This is a genomic window from Agromyces binzhouensis, assembly GCF_042672355.1.
Taxonomy (GTDB): Bacteria; Actinomycetota; Actinomycetes; order Actinomycetales; family Microbacteriaceae; genus Agromyces; species Agromyces binzhouensis.
In genome coordinates this window covers 347,172-369,293 of sequence record NZ_JBHXVJ010000003.1, presented here as the reverse complement: position 1 = coordinate 369,293, position 22,122 = coordinate 347,172, and the positions used below count along the sequence as shown (strand labels likewise).

Here is a 22,122-nt window from a genome sequence, read left to right as displayed (position 1 = left end):
ACCTTATTGATCGCATGATCAATATATCGATCCGCTCGATCGAACATCCCGCCGTCGAACGATGAGGTTCCGCACATGAGCATCCAGACCCCGGAGGAGATCCGCGCCGCAGACGCCGCGACGTCCTCCGCAGCGCCCGCCGCGACCGCGGCATCCGTTCCCGCCCCCGCGACCGACCGAGTCGGCCACGTCGAGCAGCACGGCACCGAGCACGTCCCCGCCTCCGAGCGCCACGGCCGCCCGTCCAGCCTGTTCTGGGTCTGGATGTCGGCGAACGTCGGCTACCTCTACTTCGTCGTCGGCGGCGTGCTGATGCTCCTCGGCCTCCCGCTCTGGGAGGCGCTCGCGATCACCGTCGTCGGCAACCTCTGGTGGGCGCTCGTCGGGTGGCTCGCGGTCAGCGGTCCCGCCTCGGGCTCGCCGAGCGTCGCGATCATGCGGGCGTTCTTCGGCATCCGGGGCAACAAGGTCTTCGGCGCCGGGCTCGGCGTGCTCATCGGGCTCTTCTACGAGGTCATCAACGTCGCGTTCGCGACGCTCGGCGCGATCGCGCTGCTCGCGCACTTCGGCATCGGGCTGCCGGCCGGCGGCGAGTGGATCGTCCTCGCCGTGATCGGCGTGCTCAGCTTCGTGATCGGCGTCTACGGCCACGCGACGATCCTCGCCCTCGCACCGTGGTTCTCGGCGGCGCTGGCCGTCGTGTTCGTCGTGCTCGCGGTCTTCGTGTTCGGTGCGGCCGACTGGGCGTACACCGCCGAGCCGCTGCCCGTCGCCGACCACTGGGCGCTCGTCATGCTCGGCTTCGCGATCGTCGCCTCGAGCCCGCTCTCCTGGGGCATCGGCGCCGACTACGCCCGGTACCTGCCGGCGGACGTCTCGAAGAAGGCCGTCGCCTGGTACACGGCCCTCGGCGGCTTCGTGCCCGCCCTGCTCATCGGCGCACTCGGCGTCATCGCCGGCACCGCCATCGACATGACCGATCCCGAGCTCACGATCGGCGAGATCGTGCCCGCGTGGTTCACGCCGCTGTTCCTCGGCATGATCGTCCTCTCGAGCATCACCAACAACGTGCTCGTCGCGTACTCGACCGGCTTCTACGCGCAGGCGCTCGCCGAGCGCATCTCGCGACCCGCGACCACGATCGTCACCGGGATCGTCGCGACCGCCGCGGCCGGCTGGGTCCTCTTCCTCAGCCCGAGCTTCCTCGATGCGCTGAGCGCCTCGCTCGAGCTGTCGGTCACGGTGTTCGGCCCGCTCGTCTCGATCTACGCGATCGACATCGTGCTCCGTCGCAACCGCTACCGCGGCGCCGACCTCGACGACACGCGCAAGGGCAGCCCGTTCTGGTACCGCGGCGGCTGGTTCCTCCCCGGCGTGGTCGCCATGGTCGGCGCGATGACGATCGCCGTGCTCTCGGCCAACACGACGCTCTACGTCGGTCCGATCTCGGCCGCCCTCGGCGGCGCCGACCTCTCCGCGCTCGTGGGCCCCGTGCTCGCCGCCGGCATCTACGCGATCCTGTGGCTGACCACCGACCCGTACCGCGATCCCGCGAAGCGGCCGGGCGCGGCATCCGCTGCCATGATCGAGACGGATGCCGCGGCATCCGCCCGCACCGAAGGAGTCGACGCATGACCTGGCGCATGCCCGCCGAGACCGCACCGCACGAGCGCACCTGGATGGCGTTCCCCCGCGAGGGGATCACGCTCGGCGCCGAGACGTCGGAGCGCGAGGAGGGCTACGCGGCCTGGACCGCCGTCGCCCACGCCGTCGCCGAGTTCGAGCCGGTCACGATGGTCGTCGACCCCACCGAGCTCGGCCGCGCGCGCCGGATGCTCGGCTCGCACGTCGACATCGTGGAGGCCCCGCTCGACGAGTTCTGGATGCGGGACTTCGGCCCGACCTTCGTGCTCGACGACGAGCGCCCCGGAGTGCTCGGCGCGGTCGACTGGGTCTTCAACGGCTGGGGCGCGCCCGAGTGGGCCGAGTGGAAGGTCTCGGCCGAGATCGCCCGCTTCGCTGCCGCGCACGTCGGCGCCGAGCTCGTGAGTTCCCTGCTCGTGAACGAGGGCGGAGGCATCCACGTCGACGGCGAGGGCACCGTGCTGCTGACCGAGACCGTGCAGCTCGACCCGCGGCGGAACCCCTACGCCGACCGGGCGCGCGTCGAGGCCGAGATGGCCCGCACCATCGGCGCGACCAAGGCCATCTGGCTCCCGCGCGGCCTCACGCGCGACTACGACGACTTCGGCACGAACGGCCACGTCGACATCGTCGCGACGATCACCTCGCCCGGACGCGTGCTCCTGCACCACCAGGCCGATCCGGCGCACCCCGACTTCGAGGTCACGCGCGCGCTGCGCGCGCAGCTCGAGGGCGAGACGGATGCCGCGGGCCGAGCGCTCGAGGTCGTCGACCTGCCCGCGCCCGCGACCCTCCGCGACGAGGAGGGGTTCGTCGACTGGAGCTACGTCAACCACCTCGTGGTGAACGACGGCGTCGTGGCGTGCGGCTTCGGCGAGCCCGAGGCCGACGAGCGCGCCGCGACGATCCTCGCCGACGCGTACCCCGGCCGGAGGGTCGTCACGATCGACGCGCGCCCGATCTTCGCGCGCGGCGGCGGCATCCACTGCATCACCCAGCAGCAGCCCGCGCTGCCGAACGAGGAGACGGAGCGATGATGAGCGACACCCGCACCGAGTCCCGCACCGACACCGGCTTCGACGTCGTCGAGGCCCCGATCGCCGACCTGCGCGCCGCGCTCGAGGCCGGCCGCACGACCGCGGTCGAGCTCGTCGAGGCGTACCTCGCGCGCATCGACGCCTATGACGGGCCCGACACCGAGACGGCGCTGAACGCCGTCGTCGTCCGCAACCCCGACGCGCTCGAGGAGGCGCGCGCCTCCGACGCGCGCCGCGCGCGCGGCGAGCTGCTCGGGCCGCTCGACGGGATCCCGTACACCGCGAAGGACTCCTACCTCGTGAAGGGGCTCACCGCGGCATCCGGTTCGCCGGCGTTCGCCGACCTCGTCGCGCAGCGCGACGCGTTCACGATCGAGCGGCTGCGCGGCTCCGGCGCGATCTGCCTCGGCCTGACCAACATGCCGCCCATGGCGAACGGCGGCATGCAGCGCGGTGTCTACGGTCGGGCCGAGAGCCCCTACAACGCGGCGTTCCTGACGGCCGCGTTCGGCTCGGGCTCGTCCAACGGGTCGGGCACCGCGACGGCGTCGTCGTTCGCGGCGTTCGGCCTGGGCGAGGAGACCTGGTCGTCGGGCCGCGCGCCCGCCTCGAACAACGCGCTCTGCGCGTACACGCCCTCGCGCGGCGTCATCTCGACGCGCGGCAACTGGCCGCTCGTCCCCACCATGGACGTCGTCGTGCCGCAGACGCGCACGATGGCCGACCTGCTCGAGGTGCTCGACGTGATCGTCGCCGACGACGTCGAGACCCGCGGCGACTTCTGGCGCGCGCAGCCGTGGATCGAGCTGCCTGCGGCTTCCGCGGTCCGGCCCGCCTCGTACCCGGCCCTGGCGACGGATGCCGCCGGAGCCCCCGCCGCGCTCGCGGGCACGCGCATCGGCGTCCCGCGCATGTACGTGAACGCCGACCCCGATGCTGGCACGGCTGCGCCCGGGGAGTCCGTCGGCATCGGCGGCGCGACCGGGCAGCGCATCGAGACCCGGGCGTCGGTCATCGAGCTCTGGGAGGCCGCGCGCCGCGACCTGGAGGCGGCCGGCGCCGAGGTCGTGCTCGTCGACTTCCCGGCCGTGACGAACTACGAGGGCGACCGCCCCGGCGCGCCGACGATCGCGACCCGGGGGCTCGTCTCGCCGGAGTTCCTGAAGCGCGAGATCGTGGACCTCTCGGCCTGGGGCTGGGAGGACTTCCTGCGGGCCAACGGCGACCCGGCTCTCTCGTCGCTCGCCGACGTGGACGGCGCGCGCATCTTCCCGCACCCCGAGGGGGCGCTACCCGACCGGTACACCGGCTTCGACGACGACATCGCCGAGTACCCCGACTGGGTGCGCGCGCACCCCGACGCGACGTGGGACGACATGCCCGAGCTCGAGGAGGGGCTCCGCGGCCTCGAGGAGACCCGCCGAGTCGACCTCGAGCAGTGGATGGACGAGCTCGGCCTCGACGCGGTCGCGTTCCCGGCGGTCGCCGACGTGGGTCCGGCCGACATGGACGTGAACCCGGCATCCGCCGACCTCGGCTGGCGCAACGGCGTCTGGGTCGCCAACGGCAACCTCGTGCCCCGGCACCTCGGCATCCCGACCGTGACGGTGCCGATGGGGCTCATGGGCGACATCCGGATGCCGGTCGGCCTCACGTTCGCCGGTCGCGCGTACGACGACACCGCCCTGCTTCGCCTCGCCGCCGCGTTCGAGGCGCTCGCACCACGCCGCACCGAACCGCCCCGCACGCCGCGCCTCGGCTGAGCGATCGCGCCCCCTCACCGCCCCGGTCCCGGGGCGGGTCAGGGGGGCGCGACTGCTCGAGGGCCCTGCGGAGGCGGGGCTTGTCGAAGAGCTGGAGCATGGTCGTCGAGATCACCTCCACGCGGAGGCCGAGGAGCCGCGACGCGACGTGCGAGAGGTCCCAGGCGGCCTGCCCGCCCTCGACGATGTCGGTCTCCGCGAGGAGCACGAGTCCCGCCTCGCCCGGTCCGGCGGGTCCCGTGTCGAGCAGGCGGATGCCGCCCGCCCCGTGCGTCGCGAACGCACGCACGAGTTCGGTGCGCCGAAGGGCGAGTCGCTGCAGCGGCGCCAGGTCGAGGACGGTCGGCCGAGCGCTCGCTCGGGCGTCGCCGGTGCCGTGGTCGCCGGGCGCCGCGCGCTCGCCGCCACCGTCCTGCGGGCCGAACTCGCCGTCACCGCCTCCGCAGCTCGCGGTCGTGGCCGTGAGGTATCGATCACGCTGCTCGGAGTACTCGGCGACCGCGATCGCAACGACGGCCTTCTTCGTGGTGCGCAGGAAGTACGCGAGCTCCGAGACCGTCCGATCGGTCGCCGCATCGACCTTGATCGGCTTCTCGTTCATCATGGGCGCTCCGCTTTTCTTCTCGGTCCTTCGTCATCGTCGCGGGGGAGGGCGACATCGTTTCCGGACTCGGTACCGAAGTACCGAAGTACCGGGCTTCGCCGGACACGGACAGCCTGCGCCGCGGCTCGACGTCGGGCCGGCGCGCAGCGGAGCCACGTGGAACGTGACGGCGTCGCCCGAGCAGTGGAGGAGGAGACGGCGCGAGGTCGTCAGCGGACGTCGAAGGTGCGCTCGTGGTGGCCGGTCGCACCGTCGGGGGCGACCGGGGCGCTCTCGGCCGTCTGGACCTCGCCGTCGGCGGAGATCGCCCGGACCCGGATCGTGTGGCGACCGGGCGCGGCATCCCATTCGTACCGCCACTGCACCCAGGTGTCGGCCGAGATCGCGGTGGCGAGGGTCGCGGGCTGCCAGGGGCCGTCGTCGATCCGGACCTCGACCGCCGAGACACCCGTGTGCTGCAGCCACGCGACACCGGCGACGACGACCGTGCCCGCCTCGACGGACTGGCCCGCGCGCGGCACGTCGATGCGCGACGAGAGCTTGATCGGGCCGCGCTCGCTCCAGCCGCGATCCGACCAGTACGCGCGGTCGCGATCGAACCTGGTGACCTCGAGCTCGGTCACCCACTTGGTCGCCGACACGTAGCCGTACAGGCCGGGCACGACCATCCGCACCGGGAAGCCGTGCTCGACCGGCAGCGGATCACCGTTCATGCCCACCGCGAGGACCGCCTCGCGGGCCGGGTCGGTGAGCGCGTCGAGCGGCGTCGACGCCGTGAACCCGTCGATGCTCCGCGAGAGCACCATGTCGGCGTCCGCGGTCGGGGCGGCCCGCGCGAGCAGTTCGCGGATCGGGTAGCCCAGCCACACGGCCGTACCGATGAGCTCGCCGCCGACCTCGTTCGACACGCACGCGAGCGTCGTCACGCTCTCGCCGAGCGGCAAGGCGAGCAGCTCGTCCCAGGTGAGCTCGAGCTCCCGGTCGACCATGCCGTGGATCCGCAACCGCCACTCCGCCGGATCGACCTGCGGCACGTTCAACGCGGTGTCGATGCGGTAGAACTCGCCGTTCGGCGTGATGACCGGCGCCAGCCCGTCGATGCCGAGCTCGGCGGATGCCGGAACCGACGCCGTCGTCGCGGGCGCGGGGAGCCGGAGCGCCTCGCGGACCGTGCTCACCGCGCGCGACCCGGCCGACAGCGCGGTCGAGGCGATCGCGGCGAGGACGCCGACCGCGGCCGTTCCCCCCGCCCACACGAGGAAGCGACGCCGGTCCACCCCGTCGATCGCCCCGCCCGGCTCGTCGGACGCGTCCGGATCGGCCGGCGCGCCGGCCGATGCCCCGGCCGGGACGGACGCCATCGCGGCAGCGCGTGCCGCGGGCAGCCGCGTCAGCAGCATCGACAGCGCGCCCATCGCCGCGAGCGCACCGACGGCGGCCGGCAGCACCGCGAGGAGCGACGCGCTCGCCCGGGTCGCCGCGGCGACCGCACCGAACACGCCGAGGAGCGCGAAGATCCCGCGACCCCAGCGCGGATGCCGCGACTCGAGCACGCCCGCGAGGGCGCCGACGACCACGAGCACCACGCCCACGCCGATGAGCAGGGCGGCCTTGTCGGCCGTGCCGAAGAGGGCGATCGCGGCATCCTTCGCCCACGGCGGGGCGAGATCGATGAGCAGGCCGCCGATCGACGTGAACGGAGAGGCGGTCGCTGCGATGATCGCCGCCGTGAGCTCGCCCGCTCCGGCGCCGAACGTCGCGGCCGCGACGCCCGCCAGCGCGGGACGCAGCCGTCCGCGGGGCGCACGCTCGGTCGGCATGCCCTCAGGCTACGTCGACCGAGCACGCACGGCGCCCGCGAGGGCGCCGCCGTAAGCGGTTCGTAAGGAGAACGGGTCGGGCCTCGAACCTCGACGAGGAACCGACCCCGGCTAGGGCAGCAGCGGGAGCAACTGATCGGTCAGGAACGCGAGCGACTGCGTGACCGCGCTCATGATCCATCCCAGCAGCACGACGGCGGCGGTGACAATCCAGGCGATCGTCTGCTCCTGCCGGGTGCCGATGACGCGCCGGCCCTCGGCGTCCTTCGCGGAGTTCGCGAGCGTGAGGACGAGGTCGACGAGCCACCAGATGCCGAACCCGCCGATGGTGAGCAGCTTCAGGATGCCGGTGCCGACCTTGCCGAGGTAGAACCGGTCCACGCCGAGCACGCCGAGCAGCCACGCGAAGAGCCACGTGGCGATGAACGCACGCTCCGAGGTCGCGGCCCCTGCGGCATATGCGACCTGAGGGTCCTGGCCCGACGCGGGCGCGGGCGGATAGGCGGTCATGGCGATCCCCCTTCGTCACCGTCCACGATGCCGTTCGGGTGGCTCGCTGTGCGGGGCCTAGGTCCTGCGGACGGGATCAGGTGTGCGCCGCGAGGAACGCGGCCACCCGCGGTGCGAGTCCGGCGCCGATCTCGGCGGCGGGGCGCTTCGCGCCCTTCACCTCGAACGAGTGGTTGGCGCCGTCGATCCAGTCGAGCACCGCCGACGGGGCGAGGTCGGCGACGAGCCGATCGAGCTGCTCGTTCGGGATCGCGAACGGATCGTTGCGGCCCTGCAGGAACAGCATCGGCACGCCGGCGAGCTGGGGGAAGTGCTCGTCACGCGACTTCTCGGGCCGCCCGGGCGGGTGCAGCGGGTACCCGAGGAACACCAGCCCGGCAGCGTCCATGCCGTCGGCGACGGCCATGGACGCCATGCGCCCGCCGAACGACCTGCCCGACGCCCAGACCGGCACGCCGTCGCCCGCTGCACGACGGGCGGCGTCCACGACCGCCCGCCAGGTGGCGATCGCGACCGGAGGGCGGTCCGGGAAGCGCCGCCCCGCCGCCCGGTACGGGAAGTCGAAACGCAGCGTGGCGACGTCGAGGTCGTCGAGCGCCCGGCAGAACCCGGTGAGGAACGGATGGTCCTTGCCGGCCCCCGCACCGTGCGCGACGACGAGCGTCGCGGTCGCGCCATCCGGTCGCCGCAGGACCGCCGGCACTTCGCCGATGCCGTCGCCGACGTCGATGGAGAGAGGCCGTTCGTCGTCGCTCATGCGTTCCATGGTGCCCGAGCGGGTGCCGGGCGCACGACCCGCGCGAGCCGGCATGACGACGGCGGGGCCGGGACGACCCGAAACGCCCCGGCCCCGCCTGCTGCGCCCCCGCGCAGCTCCGTGTCACCCGTGCCCGGAGGTCCCCACCCCTCGGTCGTCGCGCGTGGAGCGTCCGGCTCCGATCCGCGCGACGAGGGTGACCACGATCACGACCGACGCCGCGATCGCCGCGGCGATGCCGGTCGACGCCGACGCCGGTTCGTCGGTGAGCCTGCCCACCGCGACCCACGAGAGACCCCAGGCGAGCGACAGCGCCGGGGCGATCCGGCCGCGGCCCCACAACGCCAGCGCGACGCCGACCACGGCCGCGGCGGCGATCACGCCGATCGCCCACGCCTCGGCCGGGAGCCCCCACCCGTCGAAGCCGGCGGCCTGCAGCACGGCGGTCGCGTTCGCGGCGGTCGCGACGACCACCCAGCCCAGGTACAGCCCGATCGAGCCGTCGGTCACGACCGCGTCGACGACGCCGCTCGGAGGCATCCGTCGCAGCTGCACGAACAGCCACGCGAGGACGACGAGCAGGGCGACGATCACGGGCAGGCTCGCCCACAGCAGGTCGAGCTGCACGACGCCGATCCACACGGCGTTCAGCACGAGCGACGCCGCGACGGCGTAGCCGATCCGACGGTGCCGCGCGCTCGCGCGCTGGGCGGGCAGCACCTGGAAGATCGCGTAGGCGAGCATCCCCGTGTAGATCACGCTCCAGATGCCGAACGCAGACCGTGCCGGCGCGATCAGCGTGGAGTCGGCGTCGAGCCATCCGCCGGCGGCGTCCTGGATCGGCGTGCCGCCCGCGGCGCCGGATCCGATGAATGCGGCCACGATCGCCAGGAGCGACGTCACCAGTACGAGGATCTGGCGCACCGTGTCGGCGGCCGTGCCGCGTGCGCTCGGTCGGGTCTCGGAGCGGGTCTCGGTCGATGTCACGGGTGCCTCCCTCGGCCTGCTGCCGCGATCGTCCGACTCGTGGTCGAGGACCGATCGGGCGTTGGTGCGGCCAGCGTACGAAGGAGCGGCGGCGGCGGCGTCAACCGTTCGATTGAATCCGGCGGCCGCGGTCCCACGAGGGCCCGGGCGAGCGCCCGCCCATGAGGCCCGCGGTGCGGCCCGGGTCGGACGACGTGCTCGCGCGCGCGGTGATCGTCGCCGCGAACAGGCGCCGGAGGCCGGCGACCCCGCCCCGGTTCCACGCGGCGAGCTGCCGGCTCGCGCCCGTGCCGTCGCGGAGCAGGCGGCCGAGCAGCTGGCGCACGAGCTCGCGGTCGCCGGTTCGCTCGAGCGGCTCGGCGAGGTGCCGCTCGAGCCGGTGGACGAGGTCGTGGGCGGGCGCGAGCCGACCGCTCGCGGGATCGAACGCGCCGCCCGACAGGCCGGCGTGCGCCGCGTGCAGCGTCGCCGCACTCAGGAGCTCGGGCGGCACGTCGGGGTCGGGTTCGTCGAGCGACCGCAGTGGACGGGCGACCGCGGGGTCGGCGCCGAAGCGGTCGTGCTCGTCGATCGCCCGCATGACGAGGGCCCGGCACAGGGCCGCGACGAGCAGCGTGTCGTCCGCGGTGAGCTGCGCGTCGGCCATCCGGAACTCGATCGTCGGCACGTGCTCGGAGAGGCGCACGTTCCACGCGATCAGCGCGAGTTCGACGAGCCCGCCGAAGCCGAGCATGTCGTGGATGCGGCGGTCGTACTCCGCGGCATCCGCGAATCGGGGCGGGCACCCGGCCGTCGTCCACCGGCGCAGCTGCACGGTGCGCCAGCTCTCGTAGCCGGTGACGGCTCCGCGCCAGAGGGGCGAGTTCCCCGTCATCGCGGTGAGCAGCGGCAACCAGGGTCGCACGGCGTTCATCGCGGCGATGCCGTGCTCGCGACTCGGGATGCCGACGTGGACGTGGAGTCCGCTCATCTGGTGGTCGGCGATGATGCCGGCCATGTCGCGCACGATCCGGTGGTAGCGATCCGTGTCGGTGATCGACGGGAACCGGGGCGCGTCGGGCGAGGTGCCGATGCTCGCGACGCAGACCGCGTGGCGGCCCGCGTCGGCGTCGACCTCGCGGCGGAAGGCGACCAGCTGATCCGCCGCCTCGGCGAGGCTGTCGAACACCGGCGTCGCGAACTCGACCTGGGATGCGAGGAACTCGGGGTGGACGTGCTCGCCCCAGCGCGGGTCCGCGGCGAGCCGGTCGTGGACCTCCTCCGCGATGTCCGCGGGGAGCATCGTCTCAGGGTCGAGGAAGAAGAACTCCTCCTCGATGCCGAACGTCGTCATCGTCGCTCCCGTCTGAGGCGCATGCCGCCGGGAGCGGTTCCGTGCGCCTCATGCTCGCAGCGTGCGACGCGGCGCCCACGGTGTCAAGGGGCTATCCGCGGACGGTGCGGGTGTGCCTGCGGGGCGCGTCGACGGCACTCGTGGCACCCTCTTGTGCCGTCGCCGGCGGTCACCGGCGCCCTGCGTTCACCAGCCCTCCGCGAGCACCCGGTCGAGCATGGCGACGAAGAAGTCGGCGCTCTCGCGCGTCACCACGAGCGGCGGCTTCACCTTGAGCACGTTCTGGTGGTCGCCGGTCGGCTGCATGATGACGCCGAGCTCGCGCAGCCGGTCGCAGATCGCGGCCGTCTCCTCGGTGGCGGGCTCGAGGGTCGCGCGGTCGCGGACGAACTCGACGCCGAGGTAGAGCCCGAGGCCGTGGACGGCCCCGATGAGCGGATGGCGCTCCGCGAGCGCCTCGAGCCGCGACTTCAGGTGCGCGCCCGTCTCGGCCGCGTTCCGCTGCAGCCCCTTGTCGCGGAACGCGTCGAGCACGGTGAGCCCCGCGATGCTCGAGGCCGGGCTGCCGCCGGTGGAGGAGAAGAAGTACCCCTGGGTGCGGAACCGCGCCGCGATCTCGCGGGTCGTGATGACCGCGCCGAGCGGGTAGCCGTTGCCGGCGGCCTTCGCGACCGCGATGACGTCGGGCACTACGCCCTGCTGCTCGAAGCCCCAGAACCACCGGCCGAGCCGGCCGTACCCGGCCTGCACCTCGTCGGCGATCGCGAGCCCGCCGGTCTCGCGCACGGCCGCGTACACCTCGGCGAGGTAGCCGTCGGGCAGCGGGATGCCGCCGGCGTTGCCGTAGAAGGTCTCGGCGATGAACGCCGCGGGCGGTCGACCGGATGCCGCGAGCTCCCGGATGCGCTCGGCCGCCTCGGGCGCGTACCGCGCGGCCTCTTCGCCCCGGTACCGGCCGCGGAAGGGGTTCGGCGCCTCGACCGCGTGCACCCAGTCGGGCCGGCTGGCGAGCGCGTTCGGGTTGTCGGCCGTCGACGTGCTCACCGCGTCGGACGCGTAGGTCCAGCCGTGGTACGCCTCGAGCACCGAGACCACGTCGCGGCGCCCGGTCGCGGCCAGCGCGACGCGGATCGCGAGGTCGGTCGCCTCCGAACCGGAGTTGACGAGGAAGACGGTGTCGAGGGGGTCGGGCGCCATCGCCGCGAGGCGCTCGGAGAACTCGACGACTGCGCCGTAGTTGAACCGCGAGTTCGTGTTCAGCGTGCGCAGCTGCTTCGCGACCGCGGCGGCCAGCGCGGGGTGGCCGTGGCCGAGCGGCGTCACGTTGTTGACCATGTCGAGGTAGACGCGCCCGTCGGTGCCGACGAGGTGCTCGCGCCACCCGCGCTCGATGCGCGGCGGTGCGTCGTAGTAGTGCTCCTGGACCTCGGCGAAGGTGCGATCGCGCCGGGCGACCAGGTCCGCGGCGTCGCGCGCCGCGTCGCCGCGGTCGCGCGCGCTCGGCGCGAGGCCGATCGCCACGGCCGGGTCGGCCGTGAGGGCGAGCCACCCCGGGGCGACCTCGGGCCGCACGAGGTGCGGCACGTGGGCCGGCGCATCGGGAGCCTCGAGCCGGATCCGGGCGCGCGTGCGCGCCGGCACGGTGCCGTCGAGGATCGTCATGCCGTCGGCGGCCTCGACGACGAGCCGCGCGTCGTCGCCCCCGGCGGACACGCGGGTGGCGACCGCGAACCACACGTCGATGCCGGTCGGCACGGTCTCGGCGGAATCGGGTGAGTGCGTGCGGCTCGCGGTGAGGCGGGGCGTGGCCCGCTCGAGCCACGCCATCGGCGCGCCCGCGTCGAGCGCCGCCAGGGCGAGCCGATCCTCGAGGCCGGGCGCGAGCCAGGCGCCCGCGTCGACCTCGTCGGAGGTGATCGACACGTCGAGATGGACCGTCCGGGCATGGTCCGGTGCCGGGTCGAGGCCGATCCGGGTGGGGCGGTGGCGCGAGGCATCCGCTCGCCCGTCGGCGAGCTCGACGCCCAGCGCTTCGGCGATCAGCCGGGTCATCACGGCCGACGGAACCGAGGTCGCCTGCTCGAAGATGCGCCACTCGCGCTCGACGCCCTCGGCGGCGTACGCGTTCGCGCCGCCGTCGATCTGCACCTGCTGCTCGCCGCTCACGACGAGCACGGCGCCGCGGAGCACGACGAGCGGCCACAGCGCGCGCACCTCGGAGGCCGACAGCGGACGCAGCGCGTGGAACGCCCGCACGGCGGGCAGCACCGAGACCGGCTCGGCGCCGGCGTGGTGCAGCACCGACGAGATCGTGATCGCGAGCTCGGACACCGCCCAGCTGCGCGTCACGTCGCCGAAGTCGATCATCCCGTCGGGCAGGCGGATGCCGCGCTCGGTCGTGCACACCACGTTGTCGTCGGTGAGGTCGAGGTGCACGGCCTGCTGGGGGAGCTCGCTCGCGACGGCCTGCACGTCGGCCCAGGCGCGGGCCGCGGCATCCGTCACCCGCTCCCGCTTCGCGGGGTCGGGGTGGTAGCGGGCGAGCAGGTCGACCACGCGGTCGGCGACCCGGAGGTCCCACTGCAGCACGCGGTCGAGGCCGGGGTGGTCGAAGCCCGAGAGCGCAAGGCTCGCGTGCGCCGCGACCTCGCCCATGCGCGCCACGACCGCGCGGGAGAGGTACGTCGGGCCGGTGAGGGTGCCGCCCGGCAGGTACTCGAGGAGCCGGACGGCGAGCGGCCCCTCGCTCGTCTCGGCCACGATCGACCGGGGCGAGCCGTCGTCGGCGACGCTCGTCGTGGCGATGCGGAGGTGCGGCGCCGCGTCGGCGATGCGCGAGGCGGCGTGGTCCTGCGCGTCGAGCTCGTCCGCGGTGAACGCGGGGTTCGTGATCTTCACGACGCCGATCGGAGCGTCAGGCTCGCCCGCGTCGTCGGCGCGGTGCGCGGGCACGCGCGCACGAGCGAGGAAGTTCTGGTCCTGCTGGCTGCCGAGCCCGTCGAGCTCGACGTCGAGGCCCCAGTGCTCGCGCACGATCGCGACGACCTCGTCGGTCGGCAGCGCGGGGGCGGGCAGCTCGCCCGCCGAGAAGAAGTCGAAGCCCCGGGTGTTCGCGGGCTGGCTCATGTTGGCCCCTTTCCGCCTCGAACATAGTCAGGGCGGATGCCTTCGGCCGAGCGCCGCCGTGTCGATCCTCGTGCCGTTCGTCCACCGACCGGGCGACGCGCGGGACGCCTGCGATGGATGTCGGCGGTCGCTCGTACCGTGAGGGCCATGACGAACCAGCCGCTTCCGACGCTCGAGCCCGACGTGCTCGACGAGCCCTGCCTGCGCTGCGGCTCCGCCGCGGTCCGGGTCATCGTGTACGGCCCGCTCGATCTCGAGGTCGAGGCCGATCTCTCGGCCGCCGGCCTCTCCGGCGAGGCTCCGATCTTCGACTGCCGCGACTGCGGCTTCGAGTGGGGCGAGGCGGTCCGCGACCTGCTCGCCTGAGGTCCGGAGGTCGGAGGCCGGAGGCCGGAGGTCGGCGTGCCGGCTATCGGTCGTCGGCGCTGCTGCGGTCGGTCCGCAGGGTGAGGATCGCGGCGCGCGCCACGAATGCAGACCACGCGAGCAGTCCGAGCAGCTTCGCGCCGTCCTCCACGAGCACCGAGGCTCGGGTGGCCGGTTCGACGAGGACGTCGACGATCGCCGAGGTGCCGAGGCCGGCGAACATGGCCACGAGCAGCGCCGCGTCGAGGCGCTCCACGATGAGGTCGCGGAAGCGGAGGGCGAAGGCGAGGAAGGCGATCGCGTAGGCGGCGGCGAGCACGAGGCCCGATCCCGGCCCGAACGCGGCCGTCTCGTGGAGCAGGAGCAGGTCGTCCAACGCGACGACCAGCGTCAGCGTCAGGCTCCAGGCGAGCAGGCGGCGGACGTCCCGGCGGCGGGGACGGAGGAGGAGCGCCGTGCACGCGGCACCGGCGGCGAGCAGCATCGCCACGATGCCCAGGTTCGAGACCAGTCCGTACGCCGGGCTCGCGTTGCCGCGCGCGGCCGCGACGACCTGGGCGTCCCGGACGAGGTCGGTCGGCACCATCCACGGCTGGGTCGCCACGACCGCCATCGCGATGACCACGGCTGCGGCGATCGCCGCGAGGAGCCAGCCCGGGGTGCGATGGAGCGCGTCGCGGATCCGTTGCGGCGCGCGGGTCTCGGTCGTCGTCGTGATGGTGTTCCTTCCCACGCCGCGATCGCGGCGCTCCGACCGTGCGAGCGTAGTCGCGACCTGCGCAAAGGCGAAGTCCTTGACATCCGGGCCCCGGCGCGACATCGCGGGAGCGCGCGTCGTCGCGGGCGCGCGGCGTTCAGGAGTAGATGCGTCCGCCGAGGTACTTGAGACCGTGGTCGCAGGCGATGGTCACGACGCGGTGGCCGGCGCCGAGTTCGACCGCCAGGTCGATCGCGGCGCTGACGTTCATGCCCGTCGAACCGCCGGCGAAGATGCCCTCGGTGCGGGCGAGCCTGCGGCAGGTCTCGAACGCCCGCTCCTGTCCGATCGTGCGGATGCCGTCGAGCACGCCGCGGTCGAGGAACGGCGGGTCGGGGAACACCGCGACCCCCTCGACCGCGTGACCGTGCGAGACGCCCTCCGTCAGCAGGGGCGCCTCGGCGGGCTCGAGGGCGACGACCTGCGGTTCGAGGCCCGCGCCGTGGAGGCCGCGGAGCGTGCCCATGAGCGCGCCGCCCGTGCCGACGCCGGTGCAGAACACGTCGATGCCGTCGCCCAGCGCGGCGCCGATCTCCTCGCCCATGGAGGCGTACCCGGCGATGACATCGGGCGAGCCGAACTGGTCGGCGTAGTAGTGGCCGGGCTGCTCGGCGAGCGCGTATGCACGTTCCCGCATCCGGCCCACGAGTTCGGGCGTGATCCCGTCGCCGTGGCTCGCCTCGACGAGGACCTCCCCGCCGAACGCCTCCATCGCCTGCTGCTTGCTCGCGGAGAACGCGTCCGAGAAGACCGCGGTGAAGCGCAGCCCGAGCACGGCCGCGACGAACGCGAGCGAGGTGCCCGTGCTGCCGCCCGTGTACTCGACCACGGTGTCGCCGGGCGACACGTCGCCCCGGGCGACCGCCGCCGAGAGCACCGACACCGCCATGCGGTCCTTGTAGGACCCGGTCGGATTCGCGCCCTCGATCTTCACCCAGACCTCGGCGGCGCCGTCGGGAACGAGCGACTCGAGCCGGACGATCGGCGTGCCGCCGATCGCGTCGAGCACCCCGTTGTCGTCGTGCGCGTCCATGGCGCCTCCCGTGCGCAGGCTACTCCCGTGCGCGGCGCGCCGTGGGTTCCGGTGGGAGATCGTCCTCCAGGAGCTCCTCGCGGATGCGGCGGAGGTCCTCCATGAGCGAGCCGATGAGGATCCAGTGGTCCGACTTCGGCGGCGCGATCTGGAGCGGCGCCGTGAGTGCCGGGATCGCGGAGGTCAGGGGCTCGGGGTCCACCTCGGCGAGGTGCACCGCGAGCCGGATGTCGTGCGCGACCCGCTGCAGCTGCTCGGCGATCGCGCGGACGGTCGGTTCGGCGGCGAGGTCGTCGTCGTAGTGGTCGACGAAGGCCCGGGTCATCCCGCCGACCTGGGTCACGATGGGACTGAGCCGTGCCAGCAGGCGATGCTGCTCGACGATGCCGCTGCGATGCGCCGACCGTCGCGGGTTCAGGGTCAGCGACTCCTCGGCGTCCGCGATCGCGGCGGCCGCGGCATCCCGCATCGGCCGCATGAGGCGGACCTCGAGCATGAGCTCGGTCAGGTCGGCGGGGCGCTGCGGGGCGCGCAGCGCCTCGGCGAGTCGGTCGGTGGATGCCGCGAGCTCGCTGCCGAGCCGCGCGAGGTGCTCGCGGGCGGGGTCGACGAGCACGGGCGGAACGATGAGCGCGTTGACGACGATGCCGATCACCGCTCCGATGAGCGTCTCGAGCACGCGGTCGAGGGCGTACTCGGGCGAGGTGCCGCCGAGCGCGAGCACGAGCATCGCGCTGATCGCGACCTGGTTCGAGGTGCCGGCCGTCATCCGCAGCGCCCACGCGACGAGCAGTGCGATGAGGATGGCGGCGAGGATCACCCAGCTCGTCGGTCCGAATGCGAGGCCGAGGAGCGAGGCGATCACGACGCCCGCGATCACGCCGACGCTGCGCTCGAGCGCCTTGCCCAGCGACTGGTTGACGCTCGGCTGCACGACGAGGAGCGCGGCGATCGCGGCGAACACGGGCAGCGGACCGGGGATCAGCCACCCGGCGAGGAGCCACGCCGCGACCGTCGCCACCGCGGACTTCAGCACCTGCAGGATCGGCGCCCGCTTCGTGGCGCGGAACCGTTCGGACAACCGCATGCGACTCACGCTAGCGGTCGAGGGGAGGGCACGCCCGGTGTACGACGCGGGCCCGCGACCGTGCGGTCGCGGGCCCCGTTTCCCCCGCTCAGCTCGCGGCGGCCGTCTCGGTGCCGGCGGCGTCGCGCTTCGGCAGGCGCCATCCGGGCCGGACGAAGTGGCAGGTGTAGCCCCACGGGATGCGCTGCAGGTAGTCCTGGTGCTCGGGCTCGGCCTCCCAGAACTTGCCGGCCGGGGCGACCTCGGTCACGACCGGGCCGGGCCAGATGCCGGAGGCGTCCACGTCGGCGATGGTGTCGATCGCCGTGTCGTACTGGGCGTCGCTGGTCGGGAAGATCGCCGAGCGGTAGCTCGTGCCGACGTCGTTGCCCTGCCGGTTCTTCGTGCTCGGGTCGTGGATCTGGAAGAAGAACTCCAGCAGCTCGCGGTAGCTGAGCTTCGTCGGGTCGAACACGACCTCGAGCGCCTCGGCATGCGAGCCGTGGTTGCGGTAGGTCGCGTGGTCGACGTCGCCGCCGCTGTAGCCGACGCGCGTGTCGATCACGCCCGGCAGCTTGCGCACGAGGTCCTCCATGCCCCAGAAACAGCCGCCCGCGAGGACCGCGGTCTCGGCTCCGGGAACGGTGGTGATGGCGCCTGGGGTGGTCATGCGGTCTCCTCGGTGATGGTGACGAACAGGGTGAGGTACTCGCCGTAGCCCTCGGCCTCGAGGTCGTCGAGGTGCACGAAGCGGAGCGCGGCGGAGTTGATGCAGTAGCGCAAGCCGCCGGCATCCGTCGGCCCGTCGTCGAAGACGTGGCCGAGGTGGCTGTCGGCGCCGGCCGAGCGGACCTCGACGCGCTTCATGAAGAACGAGCGGTCGACGTGCTCGGTGACGGCCGCCTGGTCGATCGGGCGCGTGAAGCTCGGCCAGCCGGAACGGCTGTCGTACTTGTGCACGCTCGCGAAGAGCGGCTGGCCCGAGACGACGTCGACGTAGAGGCCGGGCTCGTGGTTGTTCCAGTACTCGTTTCGGAACGCCGGCTCGGTGGCGTCGTCCTGCGTGACCTTGCGCTGCAGCGGGGTGAGGCGGTCGAGCGCCTCGGGAGTCCTGCGATAGTCCTGTGACACGGTTGCTCCTTCTCCGGCGACACCGGCTGTGCCGCCCCGGACCGGGGACACCGGCTGTGCCGGTTACTCCTGCGTCCATGAGGAAGAACCCCGTTCGGGCGGCCGATGTTCCGCAGGATGCGCCCCCACGCTGTGGGTTCGCTGTGAGCGCCCGGAGCGCGCGCGACGGGTGCTCGAGGTGCCGGTCGTGCCGATGCGGGCGTGCCCTCGTCGGGCGGTGGTGGGAGGATCGGCGCATGGCCGACCGACTCATGCTCCTCGACACCGCCTCGCTGTACTTCCGGGCGTTCTACGGCGTGCCCGACTCGCTGAAACGGGCCGACGGCACGCCCGTGAACGCGGTGCGCGGGCTGCTCGACATGATCGCCCGCCTGGTGTCCGAGTTCGAGCCGACGCATCTCGTCGCATGCTGGGACGACGACTGGCGGCCGCACTGGCGCGTGGAGCTCATCCCGAGCTACAAGGCGCACCGGGTCGAGCAGGTCGTGCCCGCCGGGCCCGACATCGAGGAGGTGCCCGACCCGCTCGAGGCGCAGCTGCCCATGATCCGCGAGACGCTCGGCCTGCTCGGCATCCCGATCGTCGGCGTCGCCGCGCACGAGGCCGACGACGTGATCGGCTCGCTCGCGACGCAGGCGACCATGCCGGTCGACGTCGTGTCGGGTGACCGCGACCTGTTCCAGCTCGTCGACGACGACCGGGGCGTTCGCGTCATCTATACCGCCCGTGGCATGAACCGGCTGGAGCTCGTCGACGACGAGTGGGTCGTCGCGAAGTACGGCATCGAGGCGTCGCAGTACGCCGACTTCGCGACGCTCCGCGGGGACTCGTCCGACGGGTTGCCGGGCGTCGCCGGGATCGGCGAGAAGACCGCGGCGGGCCTGCTCGGCGACTTCGGCTCGCTCGATGCGATGCTCGCGGTGGCGTCGGGCGACCCGGATGCCGCGGCCGCCGCGCCCGCGACGATGTCGGCCTCCATGCGGGCGAAGCTCACCGGCGCGCACGAGTACCTCGCGGTCGCCCCGACCGTGGTCAACGTGGTGCGCGACCTCGACCTGCCGTCGGCGGAGGAGCTCGACGCCCGGCTCGCGCCAGTGACGGGTGCCCGCCGCGAGACCCTCGAGGACCTCGCGGAGGAGTGGAACCTCGGCGGTGCGGTGCAGCGCGTGCTGGCCTCGCTGGACCGTGCGTCGGCGGAATAGCGGGCGCGTCGACCCATCGCGTGCGGGACGTGAGCCTCGGGGGGAGGTTCTCCCGCCGAAACCTCGGTACCGAAGTACCGAAGTACCGAAGTACCGAAGTACCGGGCGTCCTGAACCCGGACCGCCCCGCCGCTCAGCAGCCCGGGCCGTCGCGGACCGCGCTGCAGTCGCCGGTCACCAGGACGGTGTCGAATTCGCCGACGAGCACGTTCATCTGCGGTGCCGGCAGGCTGAGCGTCCCGTCGATCCATCGCCAGGCCGAGCCGTCGAATCGGTACTCCGCCACGTAGACGACGGTCGGGTCGACCGTGTACCGACCGGATGCCGCATACGCGTGACTCGTCGGCGTCGTCGTGAACTCGGCGACGCCGAGGTCGTCCCAGGTCGCACCGGGATCGGCGGAATGGACGAGCCCTCCGTCGGAATGCGACCACCGGTAGGCGACCGGGTGGAACCGCACCTCGGCGGGGCGACCGAGCAGCGTGCCGGAACGCGTCTCGACGGACGCGCGCCCGATGAAGTTCGCCGGGAGCCCGACGACCGCCCACCCGTCGGGCTGCATCTCGCCCGACGGCACGTCCGGCCGGAACGAGGCGATGTCGCGCAGCGTCACGGTCGGCTCGCCCGGCGCCGGCGGCTCCGGCTCGGCGCCCTCGAACGCGCAGACGGTCGGATTCTCGGGATTGCACACGTCGCGCGGCGGCTCGGCCGGTCGTTCGGGTTCAGCCGCGCTGATGGTGTCGACGTCCGGCGTGTAGCCATCTGCGGAGGAGTCATCGGTGGTCCGGCTGCCCTCGGCCACGGAGGAGTAGTCGCCTCGAAGCTCGACCGAATCCTGTGTTGCGGACCCGCTCACCTCGCAGAGTTGTGCCAACTGCATTGCGACCGTGCAACCGGAGGCTCCCGCGGTCGGCCCAATGGACGTCACGAGAGCGGCGCTCAGCAGAAGTTCTCGCCAGACCACACTTCGTTCCCGTCGATCAGTAGATCCTCGTCGCCGAGTGAGACTGCCTTGATTAGGAGCGCAGTACGTGCTTCTCGATCTGCTGGAGTCACATCTTCGTCCGCCGCGTTGAGAAGCTTCACGTCGGAAACGTCTTGACAGGCATAGAAGGCAACGTAGCCCGCGGAAGATTCCGCAAGCCTCGCCGAATCGACGGCTGAGCGTCCATCTGTACGTAGTCCGGCGTCTTGAAACGCTGCGAAGTCGATCTCGCTGAATTCAGCGAAATCGGGTGTCGTAACGTGTCGGATTCGAGCAGAGTTGGTGCCGCCATCTGCTGTGATGCTGTCGCTTACCGCGAGATACGCCTCATACGCCTCGACCGCCGCCGCCAGCGCCTCCTCGTCGGATGCGAACAGCGGCGTCTCGGAGGCATCCGTCGTCGGGAGCGGGGACGGAGTGGTCTGAGCCGCGGCGCACCCGGTGAGGGCGACCAGCGCCGCGCCCGTCAGGGCGAGCACGACGAGGCGGCGGAGGCGTCGGGGCATGCGGACCAAGGTAGGCGATCCGCGAGCGGGGGCCCGGCGTCATCCACAGGGTGCGCACAATGGGAGGCGGCGGCATCCGTCGACGAAGGGGGAACCGGATGGGCGAGGCGAACGGCATCGACGAGCACGACCTGGCGCGGCTGCGACGATGCGTCGAGTTGGCGCGGGCCGCGCGCGAGCGCGGGGACCATCCGTTCGGGTCGATCGTCGTCACCGGTGACGGGCGCGTCGTCGAGGGCATGAACACGGTGGTGACCCGGCGCGACCCGACCGGGCACGCAGAGACGAACGTCGTGCGCGATGCGGCAGCCGTCCTCGACGAGCGCGAGCTCGCCGCGGCGACGCTCTACACGAGCACCGAGCCGTGCGCGATGTGCTCGGGCGCCATCTACTGGAGCGGGATCGCGCGGGTCGTGTTCGCGCTCTCGGAGGCCGGGCTCCGCGACATCGTCGCCGAGCAGGAAGGCGTGCCGACGCTCAGCCTGCCGTCGCGCGAGGTCTTCGCCCGCGGCGGACGGTCGGTGATCGTCGACGGACCCGCCGACCTTCCCGAGGCCGCCGCCGTCCACGACGGGTTCTGGACCTGATCGCGGGCCGCGCCCCTCAGGAGCGTCGTCCGACGATCGTCCAGGCTCGCGCGTTCAAGGCGATCGACCCGTCCGGCCGGGTCGCCGGCTCGACGGTCGTGCGCATCCGGTCGCGGACCGCCGTGCGCGCGGCATCCGTCGCCGACGCGAGGTACGACGGCGCCGGACCCTGTCCGCCGAGGAACGGGGACCACAGGTCGTCGAAGTCCGAGAACACCGTCTCGACGTCGACCGCGTCGACGCGGACGGAGTCGCCGTCCATGCCCGGCGCGGCCGACCAGAGGTCCCGGAGCGGCTGCGGGTCGCAGATCGGGAAGCGCCGCCCCTCGTCGAGGGCGACCGCGGCGGGGTCGACCGCTGCCGCGGCATCCCAGAAGTGGCGCAGCATGCGCATGCCGCCGGAATAGTCCCAGACGTAGGCCGCGACGAGTCCGCCCGGCGCGGCGACGCGCGAGAACTCCGCCACGGCGGCCGCGGCATCAGGCACGAAGTTGAGCACCAGGCCGGACACGACGGCATCCGCGGCCCCGTCCGGCAGCGGGACGTCCTGCGCATCGCCCTCGACGAACCGCACCTCCGGACGGCCGACGATCCCGGGCCGATCCCGCGCTGCGGCGAGGAAACCCTCGGACGGGTCGACGCCCACGATCGAGCTCGGTGCGTACCGTTCGACCACGGCGGCGGTGAGCGCGCCCGTGCCGCAGCCCACGTCGACCCAGCGGATGCCGCGTTCCGCATCGAGCGCTTCGAGGAACCGGTCCGCGACCGGCCTGCTCCACCGTCCGATGTACCGCTCGTACGGTCCCCCGTCGTGCCATCGGTCGGCGACCACCATGACGCGTGTCTACGCCGTGCGGCGTGGTGCCGCAACCCGGCCCGCATTCAGGGCCAGCCCTGTGCCGGCTGCG

General features: G+C 73.0%; 21 protein-coding genes. 6 read left to right on the top strand and 15 right to left on the bottom strand.

Translation table 11 applies throughout. The features are described 5' to 3' along the window. Positions 1-75: 75 nt before the first annotated feature. Genes ACFVHK_RS07570 through ACFVHK_RS07560 form a run of 3 tightly spaced genes read left to right on the top strand, consistent with a single transcriptional unit; the run spans position 76 to position 4,444 of the window. The gene (locus tag ACFVHK_RS07570) at positions 76-1,635 is read left to right on the top strand and encodes a purine-cytosine permease family protein (protein ID WP_376928268.1); all 1,560 of its coding nucleotides are present in this window, start codon (positions 76-78) and stop codon (positions 1,633-1,635) included. Beyond that, positions 1,632-2,681 carry an agmatine deiminase family protein gene (locus ACFVHK_RS07565; protein ID WP_376928267.1) on the top strand — a complete coding sequence of 350 codons (1,050 nt, stop codon included), beginning with the start codon at positions 1,632-1,634 and terminating at the stop codon, positions 2,679-2,681. Before ACFVHK_RS07570 ends, ACFVHK_RS07565 begins: the two co-directional genes overlap by 4 nt. Beyond that, positions 2,678-4,444 carry an amidase gene (locus tag ACFVHK_RS07560; RefSeq protein ID WP_376928266.1) on the top strand — a complete coding sequence of 589 codons (1,767 nt, stop codon included), beginning with the start codon at positions 2,678-2,680 and terminating at the stop codon, positions 4,442-4,444. Before ACFVHK_RS07565 ends, ACFVHK_RS07560 begins: the two co-directional genes overlap by 4 nt. Here the strand turns inward: ACFVHK_RS07560 and ACFVHK_RS07555 are convergent. The 7 genes from ACFVHK_RS07555 to ACFVHK_RS07525 form a co-directional block, all read right to left on the bottom strand. Then, complete coding sequence (locus tag ACFVHK_RS07555) at positions 4,332-5,048, bottom strand: hypothetical protein (protein ID WP_376928265.1); 717 nt, start codon at positions 5,046-5,048, stop codon at positions 4,332-4,334. The genes ACFVHK_RS07560 and ACFVHK_RS07555 overlap by 113 nt on opposite strands. A 209-nt stretch (positions 5,049-5,257) precedes the next feature. Next, positions 5,258-6,868 carry a molybdopterin-dependent oxidoreductase gene (locus ACFVHK_RS07550; protein ID WP_376928264.1) on the bottom strand — a complete coding sequence of 537 codons (1,611 nt, stop codon included), beginning with the start codon at positions 6,866-6,868 and terminating at the stop codon, positions 5,258-5,260. Positions 6,869-6,979: 111 nt separating this feature from the next. Continuing rightward, on the bottom strand, positions 6,980-7,378 hold the full coding sequence (locus ACFVHK_RS07545; RefSeq protein WP_376928263.1) for a TM2 domain-containing protein: 399 nt from the start codon (positions 7,376-7,378) through the stop codon (positions 6,980-6,982). Positions 7,379-7,454: 76 nt separating this feature from the next. Next, a complete protein-coding gene (locus tag ACFVHK_RS07540) occupies positions 7,455-8,135 on the bottom strand; it encodes an alpha/beta hydrolase family protein (protein WP_376928262.1) in 681 nt (226 codons plus the stop codon). 123 nt (positions 8,136-8,258) lie between these two features. Then, the gene (locus ACFVHK_RS07535; protein ID WP_376928261.1) at positions 8,259-9,122 is read right to left on the bottom strand and encodes a tryptophan-rich sensory protein; all 864 of its coding nucleotides are present in this window, start codon (positions 9,120-9,122) and stop codon (positions 8,259-8,261) included. A 100-nt stretch (positions 9,123-9,222) separates the two neighbouring features. Next, positions 9,223-10,455 (bottom strand): carboxylate-amine ligase, encoded by a 1,233-nt coding sequence (locus tag ACFVHK_RS07530; RefSeq protein WP_376928260.1) that lies wholly within the window; start codon positions 10,453-10,455, stop codon positions 9,223-9,225. Between the two features lie 186 nt (positions 10,456-10,641). Beyond that, positions 10,642-13,581 (bottom strand): aminotransferase, encoded by a 2,940-nt coding sequence (locus tag ACFVHK_RS07525; RefSeq protein ID WP_376928259.1) that lies wholly within the window; start codon positions 13,579-13,581, stop codon positions 10,642-10,644. A gap of 147 nt (positions 13,582-13,728) precedes the next feature. On the opposite strand from ACFVHK_RS07525, the gene ACFVHK_RS07520 reads away from it, so the two are divergent. Further along, the gene (locus ACFVHK_RS07520; protein ID WP_376928258.1) at positions 13,729-13,947 is read left to right on the top strand and encodes a hypothetical protein; all 219 of its coding nucleotides are present in this window, start codon (positions 13,729-13,731) and stop codon (positions 13,945-13,947) included. Between the two features lie 43 nt (positions 13,948-13,990). On the opposite strand, the gene ACFVHK_RS07515 is transcribed toward ACFVHK_RS07520, so the two are convergent. The 5 genes from ACFVHK_RS07515 to msrB all read right to left on the bottom strand — a co-directional run bounded on the left by ACFVHK_RS07515 (position 13,991) and on the right by msrB (position 17,934). Then, the gene (locus ACFVHK_RS07515; RefSeq protein WP_376928257.1) at positions 13,991-14,680 is read right to left on the bottom strand and encodes a hypothetical protein; all 690 of its coding nucleotides are present in this window, start codon (positions 14,678-14,680) and stop codon (positions 13,991-13,993) included. Between the two features lie 121 nt (positions 14,681-14,801). Beyond that, positions 14,802-15,737, bottom strand: a complete 936-nt coding sequence (locus tag ACFVHK_RS07510) for a PLP-dependent cysteine synthase family protein (RefSeq protein WP_376928256.1) — start codon at positions 15,735-15,737, stop codon at positions 14,802-14,804. A 19-nt stretch (positions 15,738-15,756) separates the two neighbouring features. Beyond that, a complete protein-coding gene (locus ACFVHK_RS07505) occupies positions 15,757-16,824 on the bottom strand; it encodes an FUSC family protein (protein ID WP_376928255.1) in 1,068 nt (355 codons plus the stop codon). Positions 16,825-16,912: 88 nt separating this feature from the next. After that, complete coding sequence (gene msrA / locus ACFVHK_RS07500; RefSeq protein ID WP_376928254.1) at positions 16,913-17,473, bottom strand: peptide-methionine (S)-S-oxide reductase MsrA; 561 nt, start codon at positions 17,471-17,473, stop codon at positions 16,913-16,915. Further along, complete coding sequence (gene msrB / locus ACFVHK_RS07495) at positions 17,470-17,934, bottom strand: peptide-methionine (R)-S-oxide reductase MsrB (RefSeq protein WP_376928253.1); 465 nt, start codon at positions 17,932-17,934, stop codon at positions 17,470-17,472. Before msrB ends, msrA begins: the two co-directional genes overlap by 4 nt. 236 nt (positions 17,935-18,170) lie before the next feature. On the opposite strand from msrB, the gene ACFVHK_RS07490 reads away from it, so the two are divergent. Further along, a complete protein-coding gene (locus ACFVHK_RS07490; protein WP_376928252.1) occupies positions 18,171-19,136 on the top strand; it encodes a 5'-3' exonuclease in 966 nt (321 codons plus the stop codon). A 133-nt stretch (positions 19,137-19,269) separates the two neighbouring features. On the opposite strand, the gene ACFVHK_RS07485 is transcribed toward ACFVHK_RS07490, so the two are convergent. After that, complete coding sequence (locus ACFVHK_RS07485; protein ID WP_376928251.1) at positions 19,270-20,016, bottom strand: hypothetical protein; 747 nt, start codon at positions 20,014-20,016, stop codon at positions 19,270-19,272. A gap of 59 nt (positions 20,017-20,075) precedes the next feature. Beyond that, positions 20,076-20,627 carry a hypothetical protein gene (locus ACFVHK_RS07480; protein ID WP_376928250.1) on the bottom strand — a complete coding sequence of 184 codons (552 nt, stop codon included), beginning with the start codon at positions 20,625-20,627 and terminating at the stop codon, positions 20,076-20,078. 98 nt (positions 20,628-20,725) lie between these two features. Here ACFVHK_RS07480 and ACFVHK_RS07475 point away from each other — a divergent pair, with 98 nt between their 5' ends. Then, on the top strand, positions 20,726-21,214 hold the full coding sequence (locus ACFVHK_RS07475; protein ID WP_376928249.1) for a nucleoside deaminase: 489 nt from the start codon (positions 20,726-20,728) through the stop codon (positions 21,212-21,214). A 16-nt stretch (positions 21,215-21,230) separates the two neighbouring features. Here the strand turns inward: ACFVHK_RS07475 and ACFVHK_RS07470 are convergent, their stop codons facing one another. Further along, on the bottom strand, positions 21,231-22,049 hold the full coding sequence (locus ACFVHK_RS07470) for a class I SAM-dependent methyltransferase (RefSeq protein ID WP_376928248.1): 819 nt from the start codon (positions 22,047-22,049) through the stop codon (positions 21,231-21,233). Positions 22,050-22,122: the final 73 nt, after the last annotated feature.

Coding starts and splice junctions, on each gene's coding strand:
- ACFVHK_RS07570 (WP_376928268.1), top strand. CDS start 76: ATGAGCATCCAGACCCCGGAGGAGATCCGCGCCGCAGACGCCGCGACG.
- ACFVHK_RS07565 (WP_376928267.1), top strand. CDS start 1,632: ATGACCTGGCGCATGCCCGCCGAGACCGCACCGCACGAGCGCACCTGG.
- ACFVHK_RS07560 (WP_376928266.1), top strand. CDS start 2,678: ATGATGAGCGACACCCGCACCGAGTCCCGCACCGACACCGGCTTCGAC.
- ACFVHK_RS07555 (WP_376928265.1), bottom strand. CDS start 5,048: ATGATGAACGAGAAGCCGATCAAGGTCGATGCGGCGACCGATCGGACG.
- ACFVHK_RS07550 (WP_376928264.1), bottom strand. CDS start 6,868: ATGCCGACCGAGCGTGCGCCCCGCGGACGGCTGCGTCCCGCGCTGGCG.
- ACFVHK_RS07545 (WP_376928263.1), bottom strand. CDS start 7,378: ATGACCGCCTATCCGCCCGCGCCCGCGTCGGGCCAGGACCCTCAGGTC.
- ACFVHK_RS07540 (WP_376928262.1), bottom strand. CDS start 8,135: ATGAGCGACGACGAACGGCCTCTCTCCATCGACGTCGGCGACGGCATC.
- ACFVHK_RS07530 (WP_376928260.1), bottom strand. CDS start 10,455: ATGACGACGTTCGGCATCGAGGAGGAGTTCTTCTTCCTCGACCCTGAG.
- ACFVHK_RS07525 (WP_376928259.1), bottom strand. CDS start 13,581: ATGAGCCAGCCCGCGAACACCCGGGGCTTCGACTTCTTCTCGGCGGGC.
- ACFVHK_RS07520 (WP_376928258.1), top strand. CDS start 13,729: ATGACGAACCAGCCGCTTCCGACGCTCGAGCCCGACGTGCTCGACGAG.
- ACFVHK_RS07510 (WP_376928256.1), bottom strand. CDS start 15,737: ATGGACGCGCACGACGACAACGGGGTGCTCGACGCGATCGGCGGCACG.
- ACFVHK_RS07505 (WP_376928255.1), bottom strand. CDS start 16,824: ATGCGGTTGTCCGAACGGTTCCGCGCCACGAAGCGGGCGCCGATCCTG.
- msrA (WP_376928254.1), bottom strand. CDS start 17,473: ATGACCACCCCAGGCGCCATCACCACCGTTCCCGGAGCCGAGACCGCG.
- ACFVHK_RS07490 (WP_376928252.1), top strand. CDS start 18,171: ATGGCCGACCGACTCATGCTCCTCGACACCGCCTCGCTGTACTTCCGG.
- ACFVHK_RS07485 (WP_376928251.1), bottom strand. CDS start 20,016: ATGCAGTTGGCACAACTCTGCGAGGTGAGCGGGTCCGCAACACAGGAT.
- ACFVHK_RS07480 (WP_376928250.1), bottom strand. CDS start 20,627: ATGCCCCGACGCCTCCGCCGCCTCGTCGTGCTCGCCCTGACGGGCGCG.
- ACFVHK_RS07475 (WP_376928249.1), top strand. CDS start 20,726: ATGGGCGAGGCGAACGGCATCGACGAGCACGACCTGGCGCGGCTGCGA.
- ACFVHK_RS07470 (WP_376928248.1), bottom strand. CDS start 22,049: ATGGTGGTCGCCGACCGATGGCACGACGGGGGACCGTACGAGCGGTAC.